This window comes from Pseudomonas sp. C6002 (genome assembly GCF_013385805.1).
Taxonomy (GTDB): Bacteria; Pseudomonadota; Gammaproteobacteria; order Pseudomonadales; family Pseudomonadaceae; genus Aquipseudomonas.
Genome location: NZ_JACAPH010000030.1, coordinates 25,077 through 41,637 on the forward strand (window position 1 = coordinate 25,077; position 16,561 = coordinate 41,637).

Genomic DNA, 16,561 nt, shown 5'->3' on the forward strand with positions numbered 1-16,561 from the left:
GATAGCGGGGCTGGCAGAAACGACAAACCCCGGATTTTCCGGGGTTTGTGTAGGAGCCAGTCCTGGCGGTCAGCCGCGAGTGGTCTCGCCGGCCGGCAGTGCTTGCTTGGTGCGCCAGTGCGGCAGGGAGTTCCAGTAGCGCTCGCCCTTGGCATCGTCGTACATGCCTTCCCAGCGGGAGATGACCAGTACGGCCAGGGCGTTACCGATCACGTTCAGTGCGGTACGGGCCATGTCCATGATGCGGTCGACACCGGCGATGAACGCCAGGCCTTCCAGCGGAATGCCCACGCTGCCCAGGGTCGCCAGCAGCACCACGAAGGACACGCCCGGCACGCCGGCGATGCCTTTGGAGGTGACCATCAGGGTCAGCACCAGCATCAGTTGCTGGCCAATCGACAGGTCGATGCCATACAGCTGGGCGATAAAGATCGCCGCGATGCTCTGGTACAGGGTCGAACCGTCGAGGTTGAACGAGTAGCCGGTCGGTACCACGAAGCTGCAGATCGCCTTTGGCGCGCCGTAGGCTTCCATCTTCTCGATCACACGCGGCAGCACGGTTTCAGAGCTGGCAGTGGAGTAGGCCAGCACCAGCTCATCCTTGAAGATGCGCATCAGCTTGATCACCGAGAAACCGAACAGGCGGGCGATCAGGCCCAGCACCACAAAAGCAAAGAACAGGATGGCGACGTAAACCAGGATCACCAGCTTGGCCAGCGGCAGCAGCGAGGCGAAGCCGAAGTTGGCGACGGTCACCGCGATCAGGGCAAATACACCGATCGGGGCGTATTTCATGATCATGTGGGTGACTTTGAACATGCTCTCGGACACGCCCTGGAACATGGTCACCAGGGGCTCGCGCAATTCAGGCTTGAGGCTCGACAAGCCGAGGCCGAACAACACCGAGAAGAAGATGATCGGCAGCATGTCGCCACGGGCCACGGCGGCGAAGATGTTCGACGGGATCAGGTTGAGGATCGTCTCGATGAACGCGTGCTCGTGCTGGACCTCGGCGGCGGTGGCCGTGTATTTGGAAATGTCGACGGTACCCAGGGTACTCATGTCGATGCCGGTACCCGGATGGAACAGGTTGGCCAGCAACAGGCCGACCACAATGGCAATGGTGGTGACCACTTCGAAGTAAAGGATGGTTTTAACGCCGATCCGGCCGAGCTTTTTCGCATCGCCAACACCGGCGATTCCGACAATCAGCGACGAAATCACGATCGGGATAACGATCATCTTGATCAGGCGGATAAAGATATCGCCAGCGGGCTGCAACACGTTGCTGATCCACCAGGCCTTTTCAGCACTGAAATGGTTAAGCACCGCACCGATTGCAATCCCCAGCACCAGACCGATGAGGATCTGCCAGGCGAGGCTTAGCTTTGCCTTCTTCATGTCATTACCCTTACTTCAAGTGGACTCAGGCAGATGCGCCAGCAGCTGGAACGCTCGAGAGCGAAAAAGTGTGTGCATCTGCCCCCGTAGAAGGTCACCGCAGTTGGCCGATATGGCTCACTGGCAGGCGAAAAAAGGCGCAACTATTCCGATGCAAGGAGGCGACGTCTAATGCCGTAAACGCCTACCCTATGCCGAATCGGCATGAGTTTTTTTGAGTTTTTCTGTCTGAACGGTCAGTTCGAATACGACATTTCGGCAGGCATAAATGCCGCGAACCGGCCATTTCAGGCTCGCGCAGGGTTTTTTGAAAATCTACGGTCGCAGTTGAAAACCCCTGAAAATTCCTACGCATACCATCGAAAAACTCGTCTGGCAGGAGACAAACTTTCTCGATAGATGGTCACGCGGAAACACCAAGAAATGGTTGGGCGGACGCAAAAAGGAGAATTGCCGCTATGGGCGGCATGACAGAAGCGGGCATAGGAGCCGCAAGCCCGTCGCAAGTTCCACAAACCATCGGCTTGGGAACTTGCGTCGCAGCTTTTCACCTGACCCGGCCCTTGCGCAGGCACTCCCTGTCCCCGTAGGTCACGCCGATCCAAACGATCAGAGCAACCCGGCCCCTTGGTCATGCACCACCCTTGTCGGGCGATGCAAACAGAAAGAAGCACGGCGCTTCTTTCTATGGACGTTAAGCCGGTAGACGACAGCGTCGTCAGACCGAACCTAGTACCAATTCGGATCTTTCTTGAGCTGTTCCATCAGCAGCTTTTGCATGCCTTCGTCCGGCTTGCCAAGAAAACGGTAGTCGGCATGCCGCGTTGGCGATTTGTCCGCGGGCAGGCCCGCCGGGACTTCTACCAACATCGCGTAGGCATCTTCCTTGTCGAAGCTGAAGGCGACGATCAGGCGCTTGTTCAGGCATGTGTCTGCGGTCTCGCAGAGCGGCCCAACCAAGTACTTGTCGCCATCCTCTTCAACGGCATTCATTTGTTCAGCACTGCCCGACAGGTTCAACACCCATTCAGGCAGACGCTCTTCCTTCTTGACCACGCTCTGCCAGGTCTCGCGATACTGCGGGTTCGCGCTCAACAGTTCGTTGGCTCGGGACTGGCCATCATTGGCAGCCAGCACCAAGCCGCTGCCGCCCAACAACAGGGCGGCAGCCAGGGCTTTAAGGGACGAGTTGAACATGCTTAGCCTCGACCACGACGGCCAAAGAAGAAGGAAGCGATGAACATCACCAGGAAGACCACAAACAGAATCTTGGCGATACCCGTGGCGGTGCCCGCGATACCACCGAAGCCCAGGACTGCAGCCACAATGGCGATGATCAGAAATGTGATTGCCCAACTCAACATGGTGATTCTCCTTACGCTTCTTTTAGGGGTAACAGCGGTAGTGCCTGCGGTCGCTCGATTCGAGGACCGTGTATTGCCTAGAACACCCAGCGTTCCTGCGATGGCAGGTCGCCGAGGGTGGAGTCCTGTTCAACCGCCGCCAATTGCGGGGTTGTCACATCGGCGGCAGTGCTGCCGACGGAGCGGAAATGGGTCTGGGTCATCATCGGACGTTCAAACTGCACGACTTGCTGCTGACTCTGCTGCCAATGCGCCAATTGCTGACCGCCAATCAAGGTCACCATCAGGGCCAGGCTGGCAAACAGCCCCTGTTGCAGGCGCAGTGGCGATACACGCAGTTGGGTCAGGCTTTGGCGAGTCATGCTGTATCTCTCCCGCATTCTGATTATTCGTAGATGAAACTCGTATGAGGTGTATTGCAGCCTGCGTGCCAGTTTTTTAACAAAATAAAACCCAATAAAATCAACAAGTTAAAAACAAAAGCGCTTTGACACCACGAGCATCCTGCACGATGCCCCTATCCTTGCCGTGCGAAATGCACGATGGTCACTGGTCGGATCAAGGGATAGGAAGGCAACGTTCGACTGCCGAAGTGGCAAGAGGGAGACAAAAACGCCTCTTGTGAGCGTCTTTGTAAGAAGAAGCGCAGATAGCTGCGCGGTGACGGCTTTAATCAATCAGAATAAACCATGCAACTTGCCCGATTATTCCGGGACTAAACAACATCATTCATTCTTAAGGGAGCGCGGGACAGATGGAATCAGCCAAGGAACTTCAAGGCCGCATTCTTTTAGTGGATGACGAATCCGCGATCCTTCGCACCTTCCGTTACTGCCTGGAAGATGAAGGCTACACCGTAGCCACCGCCAACAGCGCCGCCCAGGCCGATGCCTTGTTGCAACGCCAGGTGTTTGACCTGTGCTTCCTGGACCTGCGCCTGGGCGAAGACAACGGCCTGGATGTACTGGCGCAAATGCGTATCCAGGCGCCGTGGATGCGCGTGGTGATCGTCACGGCCCACTCGGCCGTCGACACCGCCGTGGATGCGATCCAGGCCGGCGCGGCCGACTACCTGGTAAAGCCTTGCAGCCCCGACCAATTGCGCCTGGCCACGGCCAAGCAGCTGGAAGTGCGCCAGCTCTCGGCACGCCTGGAAGCCCTGGAAGGCGCAGTGCGCCAGCCCAAGGACGGCCTCGACTCCCATAGCCCGGCGATGATGGTGGTGCTGGAAACCGCACGCCAGGTGGCGGGCACTGATGCCAACATCCTGATTCTCGGCGAATCCGGCACCGGTAAAGGTGAACTGGCCCGGGCGATCCACGGTTGGAGCAAACGCGCGAAAAAATCCTGTGTCACCATCAACTGCCCATCGCTGACGGCGGAACTGATGGAAAGCGAGTTGTTCGGTCATAGCCGTGGTGCGTTTACCGGCGCCAGCGAAAGCACCCTCGGCCGCGTCAACCAGGCCGATGGCGGCACCTTGTTTCTCGACGAGATCGGCGACTTTCCGCTTACTTTACAACCCAAGTTGCTGCGCTTTATCCAGGACAAGGAATACGAGCGCGTCGGCGACCCGGTGACGCGCCGTGCCGATGTGCGAATTCTCGCCGCTACCAACCTGAACCTGGAAGACATGGTTCGCGACGGCCGTTTCCGCGAAGACCTGCTGTATCGCCTGAATGTCATCACCTTGCACCTGCCGCCCCTGCGCGAACGCAGCGAAGACATCCTGACCCTGGCCGACCGCTTCCTGGCGCGCTTCGTGAAGGAATATGCGCGGCCGGCGCGCGGCTTCAGCGATGAAGCCCGTGAGGCACTGCTCAACTACCGCTGGCCGGGGAACATCCGTGAGCTGCGCAACGTGGTTGAGCGGGCCAGCATCATTTGCCCGCAGGAAAAAGTTGAGATCAGCCACCTCGGCATGGCCGAGCAGCCGACTAACAATGCCCCGCGTATCGGTGCGGCGTTGAGCCTGGATGAACTGGAAAAGGCGCATATCGGCGCCGTGCTGGCCACCAGCGACACCCTGGACCAGGCGGCCCGAACCCTTGGCATTGATGCGTCGACGCTGTATCGCAAACGCAAACAATACAACCTGTGAGCTGTAGCCTATGAAGCTTGCGATGACCCTGCGCACTCGGTTGTTCCTGAGTATTTCCGCGCTGATCACCGTCGCCCTGTTGGGGTTGCTGCTGGGGCTGGTGAGCGTCATGCAAATGGCCAAGACCCAGGAATCGTTGATTCGCAGCAACTTCATCACATTGGACCTGGGGCTCAAGCTTCGGCAGACCCTCGGCGACCAGTTGATGATCATGCTCAATGAACAGCCGAATACCGCTGCGCTGGAAGACTCCAAGCAACGCTATTTCGCCCTGTTGCAGCAAGGTATCGACCACGAACAAAAGGACGCGGTAACCAGCGGTTTTACCCAGGCCAAGACCAATTACCTGAGCTTTCTCGAGGCGTTCGATGAAAAGGAGAATGCTCCGCCGCAACTGCGCAACAACGACGAGCTGACCAAACGCTTCAACATCCTGCGCAACGGCCTGATCACCGAGCACAAGAAAGCCCTGGATAACATCAACGATACCGAACACAAGTCCCGTGAACGTGCGCTGCTGATTGCCGGCCTGCTGGGCCTGGTCGGGCTGGCGGTGCTGATCATCGGTTTCGTTACCGCCCACGGTATCGCCCGACGCTTTGGCGGGCCGATCGAAGCGCTGGCCAAGGCCGCCGACAAGATCGGCCAGGGCAACTTCGAAGTCACGCTGCCCATTTCATCCGCAGCGGAAATGAACCTGCTGACCCGACGCTTCGGCATCATGGCCGAGGCGTTGCGCCAGCATCAGGCAACCAATGTCGACGAGCTACTCGCCGGGCAGCAACGCCTGCAAGCGGTGCTCGACAGCATCGACGACGGCCTGCTGATGATCGACCGCCAGGGTCGCCTGGAACACCTTAACCCGGTGGCACAACGTCAACTCGGCTGGGACGAGAATCGCCTGGGCCAAGGCCTTGGCGACGCCCTGGGCCGCCCGGAACTGGATGAACAGCTGCAGCTGGTACTGCGCGGCGGCAATCTGGAGCGCGCACCTGAAGACCTGGAAGTAGAGGTTGAGGGTGAACTGCGCCTGCTGACGTACAGCCTGACGCCGGTCAGCCATACCCAGGGGCACATTCTGGGCGCGGTGATGGTGCTGCATGACGTTACCGAGCAGCGTGCCTTTGAACGAGTGCGCAGTGAGTTTGTATTGCGCGCGTCCCATGAATTACGCACGCCGGTGACGGGCATGCACATGGCCTTCGGCTTGTTCCGGGAACGGGCGAAGTTTCCTGCGGAGTCGCGCGAAGCGGACCTGCTGGATACGGTCAACGAGGAAATGCAGCGCCTGATGCAGTTGATCAACGACTTGCTCAACTTCTCGCGCTACCAGAATGGCTTGCAGAAACTCACCCTGGGCCCGTGTGACATCAGCGACCTGCTCGAACATGCCCGCGCCCGCTTCGCGGAGCAGGCGAATGCGCAGAACATCGAGCTGCTGGTTGAGGAACAATCCCCGCTACCGAGGTTGCATGCCGATCGAGCGCAGCTGGAAAGGGTGCTCGACAATTTGCTGGGCAATGCCCTGCGGCACACAGCCGACGGTGGGCAGATCCGCTTGCAGGCGCGTCGCCATGGCGAACGGGTGATTGTCAGCGTTGAAGACAACGGTGAAGGCATTGCCTACGGCCAGCAGGGACGAATCTTCGAACCGTTTGTGCAGGTAGGCCGCAAGAAAGGCGGCGCCGGGCTGGGCCTGGCGCTGTGCAAGGAGATCGTGCAATTGCACGGTGGCCGCATGGGGGTGTATTCGCGGCCGGGGCAGGGGACGCAGTTCTACATGGCGTTGCCCCTGTAGGACCAACGCGCCAACCGTTATTGGTGATTCAACGCCCGCAGGATCGCAGCACTTTCGGCATCCGGCGTCCCGTCAAACAGCGACGCCCGGAAATGCATCTGGAACGCGGCCACCACATGCCGCGTCGCTACATCCAGCTCGCCCGTCTGTGGCGTCGGATAGCCCAGCTTCGCCAACTCTTCCTGGAACCAGGTAATGCTCGGCAGATCGGCTGCGTACTGCACCTGGTAACGGGCCACCGCCTTGGCGTCCGGCCACATGCCCAGCCCTTCATCCGCCAGGCGCTTCCAGGGGAACAACGGCCCCGGGTCCAGCTTGCGCAGCGGGGCAATGTCGCTATGGCCGATGATGTTTCGCGGGTCGATGCCGTTGCGTTTGGTGATGTCCTTGAGCAGCACCACCAGCGACTGCACCTGCGCTTCGGAATAGGGATACCAGACGCGGCCCGTCGGCAAATCCCGATAACCCGGGTTCACGATCTCGATCCCGATGGAGCTGGAGTTGAGCCAGGTGCGGCCCATCCATTCACTTTCTCCGGCATGCCAGGCGCGCTGGCTTTCATCCACGAGCTTATAGATGGTGGCCGAGGCGTTATCACCGATCAGGTAATGACTGCTGACCTGGCCATGGGTCAACAGCGCCAGGGAGCGCTCAAGGGACGCCGAGGTGTAGTGCACGACGACAAACTGCACACGATTGTCGTGGTTCACCGAAGGATGACTGGTGTCCAGGCGAGGGCCGCTCGCGCAACCGGCGAGCAGGAGAAACAGAAAGGCAGAACACAGAAGTTTCATGGCAGCAAATAGTACGCTTAAGACGATAATGCAACAGTGTAACGTACCGTTTGCTGCCAGGCGGCCAAATGCGATGTTTTAAACAAAATGGAACATTTCCGGTCAGGCCGCCTGCACCTGATTACGCCCCGCCGCCTTGGCACGATATAACGCCTCGTCAGCGCGCTTGAGCGCCAGGTCACTGCGTTCTCCCGGCTGAAACTGCGCCATGCCCATGGACACCGTAATCGTCACCGGCTCGCCCTTGAAGTGAAACGGGCAGGCTTGGATGGCTGCACGCAGGGTTTCACCCACCGCCAACGCATCGGACAGCGACGAGTTGGGCATCAGCAGTACAAACTCTTCACCGCCAAAACGCGCGATGAAGTCGTTCGGCCGCAGGCGTTTGCGAAGCACCGTGGCGATGATTTTCAGCACCTTGTCGCCCGCCAGATGACCATAGCCGTCGTTGATGCGCTTGAAGTGATCGAGGTCCAGCATGGCCAGTGACAGGTTATTTCCACGCTGGTGCCAGGCGTTGACCTCCTGCTCCAGGCGCTCGCTCCAGGCCGCGCGGTTGGGTAGTCCGGTGAGCGGATCGATCAGGGCTTTCTGGCGCTGAACCTCAAGGTGTTCACGGTAGCCCTGAGCCTCTTGCTCCATATTGGCGACCCGTTCGGCCAGGCCCTTGAGCCGTGCAGCCACTTCCTGTTCGCGCTGGTCACGCTGGTGGCGGTGTTCATCCATGGTGCCCAGCAACCCTTCGAGATGGCTCTCCAGCACGTGCTTGAGGCTGTCGAGGTCTGCGGCGTCCTGCATGCTGGTTTGCAAACCATCCACTTGTTCGCGGATCTGGGTATCCAGTTCCCTGGCCGCCGAGCGGCTGTCGGCGTGGCCGTCACTGGCGACCTGCAGGTGCCCCTGGAACGCCTCGAGACGATCGTTGAGTTGCTTGAGGTAGGCTTCAAACTCGTGCTGGCCGCTGTCGGTGATCGCCAGCATCAACACCGCCAGGTCATCGAGGATCGGCAGCAATTCGTACCAGTTCAATCCGTGGGCCAGGCGTTCACGCATGGCTTCGGCCTGGGGCCGATGGCGCTCGGGCAGCGAGAGGTCTTCCAGTAAGCCGAGCAGGGTATCTTCGATGTGCTTGGCCACCGAACTGTAAGACGGCTCGGGAGTGTCGGGCAGGGCGTAGGCTTGATCCGCTTGCAGCTCGTCTGGGTTCAGCTCTGCCTGCTCGGGCGATTCTTGCGGTTCATCGGCCAGGACCGGGGGCAGGGAAAGACTGCCGATCTCTGTCCGCTCCGGCTCACGGGCCTGCACCTCTGGCACCTCGACCATGGCGGCAAGAGCACTCTCGAGCTCAACCTCCGCTTCGATCGGTTGCTCGGGTTCTGGCGTTTCGATAATCGTAGCGGGTGCCTCGACGACAGGCGCTGTGACCGCGACGGCCGGAACAACAGGCACTGCTTCGCTGACAGCGTCGGTAGCCTCTACTGGCGATACCGGCTCAGGGGGCGACTCGATGGGGGCCGGGACCTTCGGCTGCGGTGCAAAAGCCCGCAGCGCCTGGGCCAGTTCCGTCGATTGCGCCGGCGCTTCAACTTCATCCACCGGCCTGGGCTTTGGCGCAGCAGGCGCCGGAGAAGCCGGGCGGGATGGCGTGGGCGCTTCAACCTCCGGCGTGTCGATTGCGTCCTTGGTGCCAAACAGACGCTGCAACAGCCCCGGGCTCGAACGGCTGGTTTCGCCCTCCGGCTCCAGGTTACTCAACGCCTGCCCCTGGAGGCCGCTCAGCTCACTCAGCAACAGCGGGATCTCCCGCGCCTGGCCAACCCGACCGTCCAGCTGCTTGGCGAAAGCCTTCAGCGGGCGACTCACGTCCCGTGGCAAGGGCAGTTTCTGCAACTGAGTGACCAGGGCCGTCAACGCGCTGCCGATCTGGTCAACCCGGGTTTCGCGGCGCTGCTCCGAATCCAGCACGGCCTTTTCCAGGCGCGGCAGCAATGCAGCGAGGGCGGCGTCCATGTCGTCGGTGCGCACCACATCGCGCATTTCCTTCATGCATTGGTCAACCGCTCGGTCGGTCCCTTCTGCCGCCAGGGTGCTGCGCACCAGCCCTCGGCGCAGCAGGTCGAGGCGGGCGGCCCAGCGACGCTCGAGCTTTTCTTGTTGCTCGACGCTTTTAAGGTATTTCTCTTTCCAACGCTGGGCGTCGTCGCTCATGCAAGGGGTCCGCGAGGGCCGGGGCTCAACGCGGGCAATGCATCAGCCGTGAGCGAACCCGGCAGACGAATCTCTACCGCGACGGGCAGGTGATCGGAGATGGGCTGCGCCAGTACCTGCACACTTTCGAGTGTCAGGGTCGGGCTGAGCAGGATGTGATCAAGACAACGTTGCGGTCGCCAGCTGGGAAAGGTGGCTTCGACTTGCGGCGCCAGCAACCCAAGGTCGCGCAACGGGGAATTCTGTAGCAGGTCTGTGGCATGGGTGTTCATGTCGCCCATCAGCACCTGGTGTTTGTAGCCGCCAATCAACTCACGGATGTAGGCCAACTGCAGGGTGCGGGTTCGTGCCCCCAACGCGAGGTGCATCATCACCACGACCAACGCTTCCGGCCCTTCGCCGAACCTCACGAGAATCGCCCCGCGGCCTTTTGGACCGGGTAACGGGTGATCCTCGATCGCCCACGGCTTCAGGCGGCTGAGCACACCATTGCTGTGCTGGCCGAGTTTGCCGAGGTTGCGATTGAGTTGTTGATACCAGTAGGGAAAGGCACCGAGTTGCGCAAGGTGTTCGACCTGGTTGATGTAGCCGGAACGCAGGCTGCCACCATCGGCCTCCTGCAGGGCTACCAGGTCGAAGTCACCCAGCAGGTCGCCGATCTTTTGCAGATTGCCGGCACGCCCATTGTGGGGCAGCAGGTGCTGCCAGCCACGGGTCAGGTAATGCCGGTATTTCTCGGTACTGATACCCACCTGGATATTGAAACTGAGCAGGCGCAACCGACTGTCAGCCGGCAGGCCCGTGGATTCCAGGTGATGTTCGTTGACCTTCGGGTCATGCAGGCCAACGACACGTTCAGTACCCCAGCGACGCATGACGGGCCCCTTACTTGGCTGCGCGCTCTTTGGCGATCAATTGGTCGGCCACGTTCAGCGCCTGCTCTTCGCCGCCGGCACTGCCGATGTCAAAGCGGTATTTGCCGTTGACGATCAGCGTCGGTACGCCTTGCACGCCGTATTTCTGGGCCAGTTCCTTGTATTGGGCCATCTTGCCCTTCACAGCGAACGAGTTGAATGTCTCCAGGAACTTGGTTTTGTCGACGCCTTGGGTGGCGACGAAATCGGCCATGTCTTCAGGCTTCACAAGGCGCTTGCCTTCTTTCTGGATGGCATTGAAGACAGCCGCGTGAACCTTGTGTTCTACACCCATGGTGTCCAGGGTAATGAACAGCTGGCCGTGGGCGTCCCATGGGCCGCCGAACAGGGCAGGAATACGTTTGAAGTTCACGTCCTGAGGCAGCTTATCGACCCACGGATTGATGACTGGCTCAAAAGCGTAGCAATGCGGGCAGCCATACCAGAACAGCTCCACCACTTCGATCTTGCCCGGTACGGAAACCGGCACAGGATTGGCCAGCTCAACGTAGGTTTTACCGGCTTCAAGCGGCACATTATCGGCAGCTTGTGCGGTCATGCCGAAAAGGCTGGCAGTGACGAGAGCGGCGCTGAGGATCAGATTACGCATGCTTTACTCCTGGACAAATAAAGTCGCCTCACGCGACCTTTGTTGTGACAGGTCTACGCGGGCATGAGTTCGTTAGTGTAACGGCACCGGCCACAAAAAAGGGCAGCCTGGGCCACCCTTTTTATGCTTGCATCGACGGATTAATCGAGCGTTAACGTAGCCGGGGCACTTAGTGCAGGCCCTGGATGTATTGGGACACGGCTTCGATGTCCTTGTTGCTGAGTTTCGCGGCGATGCTCTGCATGATCTTGGTATCGCCGTCGTTGGTGCGATTGCCTTCGCGGAAGTCCGTCAGCTGTTTGCCGATGTACTGGGCATGCTGGCCGCTCAAGTGCGGGAAGCCAGCGGCAGCAAGGCCTGCGCCGTTAGGCGAGTGGCAGCCGAGGCAGGAAGGCATGCCTTTTTCCAGGTTGCCGCCACGGAACAATTCTTCACCGCGGGCCACCAGTTTCGGATCAGCAGCTCCCACACTGCCTTTCTGGCTGGCAAAATACGCCGCGATATCCGCCAGGTCCTGATCGCTGAGGTTGGTCAACAAGCCGGTCATTTCCAGGACCGTACGCTTGCCATCCTTGATGTCGTGCATCTGCTTGGTCAGGTAACGCTCACCCTGGCCGGCCAGTTTTGGAAAGTTAGGCGCCGGGCTATTACCGTCCGGTCCATGGCAAGCACCACATACGGCGGCTTTCGCCTGGCCAGCAGTGGCGTCGCCTGCGGCATGGGCAACACCGGTGATGCCCAGGGTCAACAGCAGACTCACGATCAGTTTGTTCATCAGCTAATCCAACTACGGCTAAGGGTTAAAGAGTTATGGACCGGGTTCACTCACCATCAACTGAATGACGGCATGGTAATCCTCGGTACTGCAGTCCATGCACAAACCACGCGGCGGCATCGCCTTGAAACCCTGGGTCACGTGTTGCACCAGCGTGTCCATACCTTGAGCCAATCTTGGCTTCCAGGCTGCCTGGTCACCCCGTCCAGGGGCGTTGGGCAGCTGTCCGGCATGGCAGGCCCCGCAAAAGCGGTTGTACACAGCCTCCGGTTCCTGTGTAGCCTGCGCACTGTAAAGTGGCATCAAGAAACCGAAGGCCAGCAGCCACTTGGTCATACATCGACCTTTTCAGGGTTTGAGAGCGTTTTGCGTTCTAATGCGCAATAAAGGTCTATCGCTCCCGTGAACTTCATCCTTCGCTGGGACAAAGCACACACAAAATCTGCGGCATTATATACTGGCGCTACTGAAACGGAAACGACACCGCTTGCCGCACCTATTCCCGGCACCGCCCACATCGGAAAACTCATGCAACTCAAGAATCCCATCCTCGGCCTGTGCCAACAGTCCACCTTCATGCTCAGCGCCGCCAAAGTCGACCAATGCCCCGATGACGAAGGCTTCGAAGTCGCATTCGCCGGCCGTTCCAACGCCGGCAAATCCAGCGCGCTGAACACCCTGACCCACGCCAGCCTGGCCCGCACCTCGAAAACCCCGGGGCGCACACAGCTCCTCAACTTCTTCAAGCTAGACGATGATCGGCGTCTGGTCGACCTGCCGGGCTACGGTTATGCAAAAGTACCTATCCCGCTGAAGCTGCACTGGCAGCGTCACCTCGAAGCGTATCTGGGTGGCCGGGAGAGTTTGAAGGGTTTGATTCTGATGATGGACATCCGTCATCCAATGACCGACTTCGACCTGTTGATGCTCGATTGGGCCGTCGCCAGCGGCATGCCGATGCACGTCTTGCTGACCAAGGCCGACAAATTGACCTACGGCGCAGCGAAAAACACCCTGCTCAAAGTGCAGGCAGAAATCCGTAAGGGTTGGGGTGATGCGGTGACTATCCAGTTGTTCTCGGCGCCAAAACGCATGGGCCTGGAAGATGCCTACACTGTATTGGCAGGTTGGATGGAACTGGCTGACAAGGGTTCGGAAGCCGCCGAGTAAAAACTCGGGGCAAAAAAAACCCCGGACTTCGTATGGGGAGGGGAAGTTCGGGGTCCAAGTTCCGGACCGCTAGGGCGGGGTCCAGATATCTGCCAACACTTAACACAACATAGGAGCATTGAAGGGCTTCACCACCCATTCAGTAACTCTGAGTAGCAATTCACGGGTTAAGTTCCGGCACGTTCAAAAAACTATTGGAAATAACCCGCCGCGTTTTCCGATCTAACGCGCTGCCGCGGCATGATGCCGCGGCCCAGGCCCCAGGCTTAGTGCGCTTCGTCCCAGTTGTCGCCCACGCCGACGTCTACCACCAGCGGCACATCCAGCTTTGCCGCCTCGCTCATGTGTTCACGAATCCTCGCGCTGACTTCAGCCACCAGGTCCTCACGCACCTCCAGCACCAATTCATCGTGCACCTGAAGGATGACCTTGGCGTCCAGGCCCGAGTCCGTCAGCCAGTTGTCGACCTTGACCATGGCCTTCTTGATGATATCGGCCGCAGTGCCCTGCATCGGCGCGTTGATTGCCGTACGCTCGGCGCCAGCACGCTCCTGAGGCTTGTTGGAATTGATCTCCGGCAGGTACAGGCGGCGCCCGAACAGGGTTTCCACATAACCCTGATCAGCCGCCTGGGCACGGGTGCGCTCCATGTACTCGCGAACCCCCGGGTAACGGGCGAAGTACACATCGATATAAGCCTTGGCGGTCTTGGTGTCGACGCCGATGTCCTTGCCCAGCTTCTGGGCGCCCATGCCGTAGATCAGGCCAAAGTTGATCGCCTTGGCACTGCGACGCTGATTGGACGTGACCTCAGCCAACTCAACCTTGAACACCTCGGCCGCCGTGGCGGTGTGCACGTCCAGGTCGTCGCGGAACGCATTCAGCAAGCCTTCGTCCTTCGATAAATGCGCCATGATGCGCAGCTCGATCTGCGAGTAGTCCGCCGCCAGCAGCTTGTAGCCCTTGGGCGCGACAAATGCCTGGCGGATACGCCGGCCTTCAGCGGTACGCACCGGAATGTTCTGCAGGTTTGGATCGCTGGAGGACAGGCGCCCGGTTGCTGCTACGGCCTGGTGATAGGAGGTGTGCACGCGACCGGTGCGCGGGTTGATCTGCTCCGGCAAACGGTCGGTGTAGGTGCTTTTCAACTTGCTCATGCTGCGGTACTGCATCAGCACTTTCGGCAGTGGGTAGTCGTCTTCAGCCAATTTGGCCAAGACTTCCTCGGCCGTCGAGGCCTGGCCCTTGCCGGTCTTCTTCAACACCGGCAGCCCGAGTTTCTCGTAGAGAATCGCACCCAACTGCTTGGGCGAGCCCAGGTTGAATTCCTCGCCGGCGATCTCATACGCCTGGCGCTCGAGGTCGACCATCTTGTTGCCCAGCTCGATGCTCTGGATGCCCAGCAAGGCGGCATCCACCAGGGCGCCCTGACGCTCAATGCGCGCCAGCACGGGCACCAGCGGCATCTCGATGTCGGACAATACGCTGGCCAGGGTAGGAATAGCGGCAAGCTGCTTGTGCAGTTCCTGGTGCAAACGCAGGGTCACATCCGCGTCTTCCGCCGCGTAAGGGCCGGCTTGCTCCAGGGCAATCTGGTCAAAGGTCAGCTGCTTGGCGCCTTTGCCGGCGATGTCCTGGAAGCTGACGGTGTCGTGGTCCAGGTACTTCTTCGCCAGGCTGTCCATGTCGTGGCGCGTCGCCACGGAGTTCAGCACATAGGATTCAAGCATGGTGTCGAAGGCAATGCCGCGCACGGTGATGCCGTGTGCCGGGTCACCACCGATGGCGCAGTTGGCCAGGATGTTCATGTCGAACTTGGCGTGCTGGCCGACCTTGAGTTTTTCCGGGTCTTCGAGCAACGGCTTCAGGGCCAGCAGCACGGTGTCCCGATCCAGCTGTTCCGGCGCGCCGATGTAGGAGTGGGTCAGCGGAATGTAGGCTGCTTCATGGGCCTGCACGGCAAACGACACACCCACCAGTTGCGCTTTCTGGGCGTCGATCCCGGTGGTCTCGGTATCAAAGGCGAACAGCTTGGCGTCGTTGAGCTTCTTCAGCCAGACATCGAACTGGGCCTGGGTGAGGATGGTTTCGTACACCGGCTCCACAGAAACCGGCGCGACCACCTCAACCGCTTCCTCGGCGACCGCGGCCGAAGGAGCAGCGCTCAACTCGACGCGCTTGGCATCGCGTTGAATCTCGTCAATCCAGCTCTTGAACTCCAGCAGCGTATACAGCTCCAGCAGCTTCTCGCGATCCGGCTCGATCAGGTGCAAATCATCCAGGCCCACGTCCAGCGGCACGTCGATCTTGATCGTCGCCAGCTCGTAGGACAGGAACGCACTCGCCTTATGCTCTTCCAGTTTGGCGACCAGGGTCTTGGCACCACGAATCGGCAAGGTCGGCACGATATCGAGCTGCTCGTAGAGCTCCTTCAAGCCGCCGTTGACGCCTACCAACAGGCCGGAAGCCGTCTTCGGACCAATGCCCGGAACGCCCGGGATGTTGTCGGACGAATCGCCCATCAACGCCAGGTAATCGATGATCTGCTCGGGAGCGACACCGAATTTCTCCTTCACGCCCTCAACGTCCATGGCGCTACCGGTCATGGTGTTGACCAAGGTAATGTGCCCGTCGACCAGCTGCGCCATGTCCTTGTCGCCGGTGGAAATCACCACCGGACGGTCGGCGGCCGCGCTGCTGCGGGCCAGGGTGCCGATCACGTCGTCCGCTTCGACGCCTTCGACGCACAGCAGCGGGAAGCCCAGGGCGATCACGCTCTGGTGCAGCGGCTCGATCTGCACGCGCATGTCATCGGGCATGCTCGCGCGGTTGGCCTTGTATTCGGCGTACAGCTCATCGCGAAATGTCCCGCCCTTGGCGTCGAACACCACCGCGAACGGACTGTTCGGGTATTGCCTGCGCAGGCTTTTGAGCATGTTCAACACGCCCTTGACCGCGCCGGTAGGCAGGCCTTTGGAAGTGGTGAGCGGCGGCAGCGCGTGAAAGGCGCGGTACAGGTAAGAAGAACCGTCCACCAGGACGAGGGGGGCTTGGCTCATGAGCAGGATCAACCTTTTCGGCGGGTCAGGCGCTAGAATAGCCGGACCAATGACGACAAAGGGACAAGGTTATCATGCGTACAGTAAATCGCTTGTTGTTGACCGGCTTGATTGCACTCACTCCGATGGTGGCCATGGCGGCAGATACTGCCCCTTCGGGCGACCCGGAAGTCACCATTCGCACGGAAGGCGACAAGACCATTCAGGAATACCGCCAGAATGGTTTCCTGTACGCAATCAAGGTGACCCAGAAAGGCTTTCCGCCTTACTTCCTGGTGCGCGCGGACGGAACCGATGCGAACTTCATCCGCTCTGACCAGCCGGATATGCTGATCCCGTCATGGAAGATCTTCGAATGGAAATGATT

Annotated in this window: 15 protein-coding genes; 4 read left to right on the forward strand and 11 right to left on the reverse strand. The window is 59.8% G+C overall.

The window, feature by feature from the left end:
* Positions 1-69: 69 nt before the first annotated feature.
* From gltP to HX817_RS19820, 4 genes are all read right to left on the reverse strand, one after another.
* Positions 70-1,401: a glutamate/aspartate:proton symporter GltP gene (gltP, locus tag HX817_RS19805; RefSeq protein WP_003214787.1), complete on the reverse strand. Its 1,332-nt coding sequence runs from the start codon at positions 1,399-1,401 to the stop codon at positions 70-72.
* 729 nt (positions 1,402-2,130) lie between these two features.
* Positions 2,131-2,598: an inhibitor of vertebrate lysozyme family protein gene (locus HX817_RS19810; RefSeq protein WP_177022440.1), complete on the reverse strand. Its 468-nt coding sequence runs from the start codon at positions 2,596-2,598 to the stop codon at positions 2,131-2,133.
* Positions 2,599-2,600: 2 nt separating this feature from the next.
* Positions 2,601-2,765 (reverse strand): DUF1328 domain-containing protein, encoded by a 165-nt coding sequence (locus HX817_RS19815; RefSeq protein ID WP_003170804.1) that lies wholly within the window; start codon positions 2,763-2,765, stop codon positions 2,601-2,603.
* 77 nt (positions 2,766-2,842) lie between these two features.
* A complete protein-coding gene (locus HX817_RS19820) occupies positions 2,843-3,127 on the reverse strand; it encodes a hypothetical protein (protein ID WP_087694545.1) in 285 nt (94 codons plus the stop codon).
* A gap of 392 nt (positions 3,128-3,519) precedes the next feature.
* On the opposite strand from HX817_RS19820, the gene algB reads away from it, so the two are divergent.
* Positions 3,520-4,866 carry a sigma-54-dependent response regulator transcription factor AlgB gene (algB, locus tag HX817_RS19825; protein ID WP_003214793.1) on the forward strand — a complete coding sequence of 449 codons (1,347 nt, stop codon included), beginning with the start codon at positions 3,520-3,522 and terminating at the stop codon, positions 4,864-4,866.
* 10 nt (positions 4,867-4,876) lie between these two features.
* Entirely contained in the window at positions 4,877-6,664 is a 1,788-nt protein-coding gene (locus HX817_RS19830; RefSeq protein ID WP_003214794.1) for a KinB sensor domain-containing domain, read from the forward strand.
* Between the two features lie 17 nt (positions 6,665-6,681).
* On the opposite strand, the gene HX817_RS19835 is transcribed toward HX817_RS19830, so the two are convergent.
* The 6 genes from HX817_RS19835 to HX817_RS19860 form a co-directional block, all read right to left on the reverse strand.
* Positions 6,682-7,458, reverse strand: a complete 777-nt coding sequence (locus tag HX817_RS19835) for an N-acetylmuramoyl-L-alanine amidase (RefSeq protein WP_008439640.1) — start codon at positions 7,456-7,458, stop codon at positions 6,682-6,684.
* A gap of 102 nt (positions 7,459-7,560) precedes the next feature.
* On the reverse strand, positions 7,561-9,666 hold the full coding sequence (locus tag HX817_RS19840; protein ID WP_177040926.1) for a GGDEF domain-containing protein: 2,106 nt from the start codon (positions 9,664-9,666) through the stop codon (positions 7,561-7,563).
* On the reverse strand, positions 9,663-10,541 hold the full coding sequence (locus HX817_RS19845; protein ID WP_177040928.1) for an endonuclease/exonuclease/phosphatase family protein: 879 nt from the start codon (positions 10,539-10,541) through the stop codon (positions 9,663-9,665). The genes HX817_RS19840 and HX817_RS19845 overlap by 4 nt, the downstream gene beginning before the upstream one ends.
* Positions 10,542-10,551: 10 nt before the next feature.
* A complete protein-coding gene (locus HX817_RS19850; RefSeq protein WP_063033700.1) occupies positions 10,552-11,190 on the reverse strand; it encodes a thiol:disulfide interchange protein DsbA/DsbL in 639 nt (212 codons plus the stop codon).
* A gap of 169 nt (positions 11,191-11,359) precedes the next feature.
* Entirely contained in the window at positions 11,360-11,965 is a 606-nt protein-coding gene (locus HX817_RS19855; RefSeq protein ID WP_003214807.1) for a cytochrome c4, read from the reverse strand.
* 33 nt (positions 11,966-11,998) lie between these two features.
* Positions 11,999-12,301 carry a cytochrome c5 family protein gene (locus HX817_RS19860; RefSeq protein WP_003214809.1) on the reverse strand — a complete coding sequence of 101 codons (303 nt, stop codon included), beginning with the start codon at positions 12,299-12,301 and terminating at the stop codon, positions 11,999-12,001.
* Positions 12,302-12,493: 192 nt separating this feature from the next.
* Between HX817_RS19860 and yihA the strand changes: the two genes are divergently transcribed.
* On the forward strand, positions 12,494-13,135 hold the full coding sequence (yihA, locus tag HX817_RS19865; protein ID WP_003214811.1) for a ribosome biogenesis GTP-binding protein YihA/YsxC: 642 nt from the start codon (positions 12,494-12,496) through the stop codon (positions 13,133-13,135).
* Positions 13,136-13,401: 266 nt separating this feature from the next.
* Here yihA and polA read toward each other — a convergent pair whose 3' ends face one another.
* Complete coding sequence (gene polA, locus HX817_RS19870) at positions 13,402-16,194, reverse strand: DNA polymerase I (protein ID WP_177035396.1); 2,793 nt, start codon at positions 16,192-16,194, stop codon at positions 13,402-13,404.
* Positions 16,195-16,268: 74 nt separating this feature from the next.
* On the opposite strand from polA, the gene HX817_RS19875 reads away from it, so the two are divergent.
* A complete protein-coding gene (locus HX817_RS19875; RefSeq protein ID WP_003214814.1) occupies positions 16,269-16,559 on the forward strand; it encodes a DUF2782 domain-containing protein in 291 nt (96 codons plus the stop codon).
* The last annotated feature ends 2 nt before the right edge of the window (positions 16,560-16,561 follow it).

Bases quoted from the DNA above. Each gene is read 5' to 3' on its own strand.
- HX817_RS19840 (WP_177040926.1), bottom strand. From the start codon at position 9,666: ATGAGCGACGACGCCCAGCGTTGGAAAGAGAAATACCTTAAAAGCGTC.
- gltP (WP_003214787.1), bottom strand. From the start codon at position 1,401: ATGAAGAAGGCAAAGCTAAGCCTCGCCTGGCAGATCCTCATCGGTCTG.
- HX817_RS19835 (WP_008439640.1), bottom strand. From the start codon at position 7,458: ATGAAACTTCTGTGTTCTGCCTTTCTGTTTCTCCTGCTCGCCGGTTGC.
- HX817_RS19860 (WP_003214809.1), bottom strand. From the start codon at position 12,301: ATGACCAAGTGGCTGCTGGCCTTCGGTTTCTTGATGCCACTTTACAGT.
- HX817_RS19810 (WP_177022440.1), bottom strand. From the start codon at position 2,598: ATGTTCAACTCGTCCCTTAAAGCCCTGGCTGCCGCCCTGTTGTTGGGC.
- yihA (WP_003214811.1), top strand. From the start codon at position 12,494: ATGCAACTCAAGAATCCCATCCTCGGCCTGTGCCAACAGTCCACCTTC.
- HX817_RS19855 (WP_003214807.1), bottom strand. From the start codon at position 11,965: ATGAACAAACTGATCGTGAGTCTGCTGTTGACCCTGGGCATCACCGGT.
- HX817_RS19820 (WP_087694545.1), bottom strand. From the start codon at position 3,127: ATGACTCGCCAAAGCCTGACCCAACTGCGTGTATCGCCACTGCGCCTG.
- polA (WP_177035396.1), bottom strand. From the start codon at position 16,194: ATGAGCCAAGCCCCCCTCGTCCTGGTGGACGGTTCTTCTTACCTGTAC.
- HX817_RS19845 (WP_177040928.1), bottom strand. From the start codon at position 10,541: ATGCGTCGCTGGGGTACTGAACGTGTCGTTGGCCTGCATGACCCGAAG.
- algB (WP_003214793.1), top strand. From the start codon at position 3,520: ATGGAATCAGCCAAGGAACTTCAAGGCCGCATTCTTTTAGTGGATGAC.
- HX817_RS19815 (WP_003170804.1), bottom strand. From the start codon at position 2,765: ATGTTGAGTTGGGCAATCACATTTCTGATCATCGCCATTGTGGCTGCA.
- HX817_RS19875 (WP_003214814.1), top strand. From the start codon at position 16,269: ATGCGTACAGTAAATCGCTTGTTGTTGACCGGCTTGATTGCACTCACT.
- HX817_RS19830 (WP_003214794.1), top strand. From the start codon at position 4,877: ATGAAGCTTGCGATGACCCTGCGCACTCGGTTGTTCCTGAGTATTTCC.
- HX817_RS19850 (WP_063033700.1), bottom strand. From the start codon at position 11,190: ATGCGTAATCTGATCCTCAGCGCCGCTCTCGTCACTGCCAGCCTTTTC.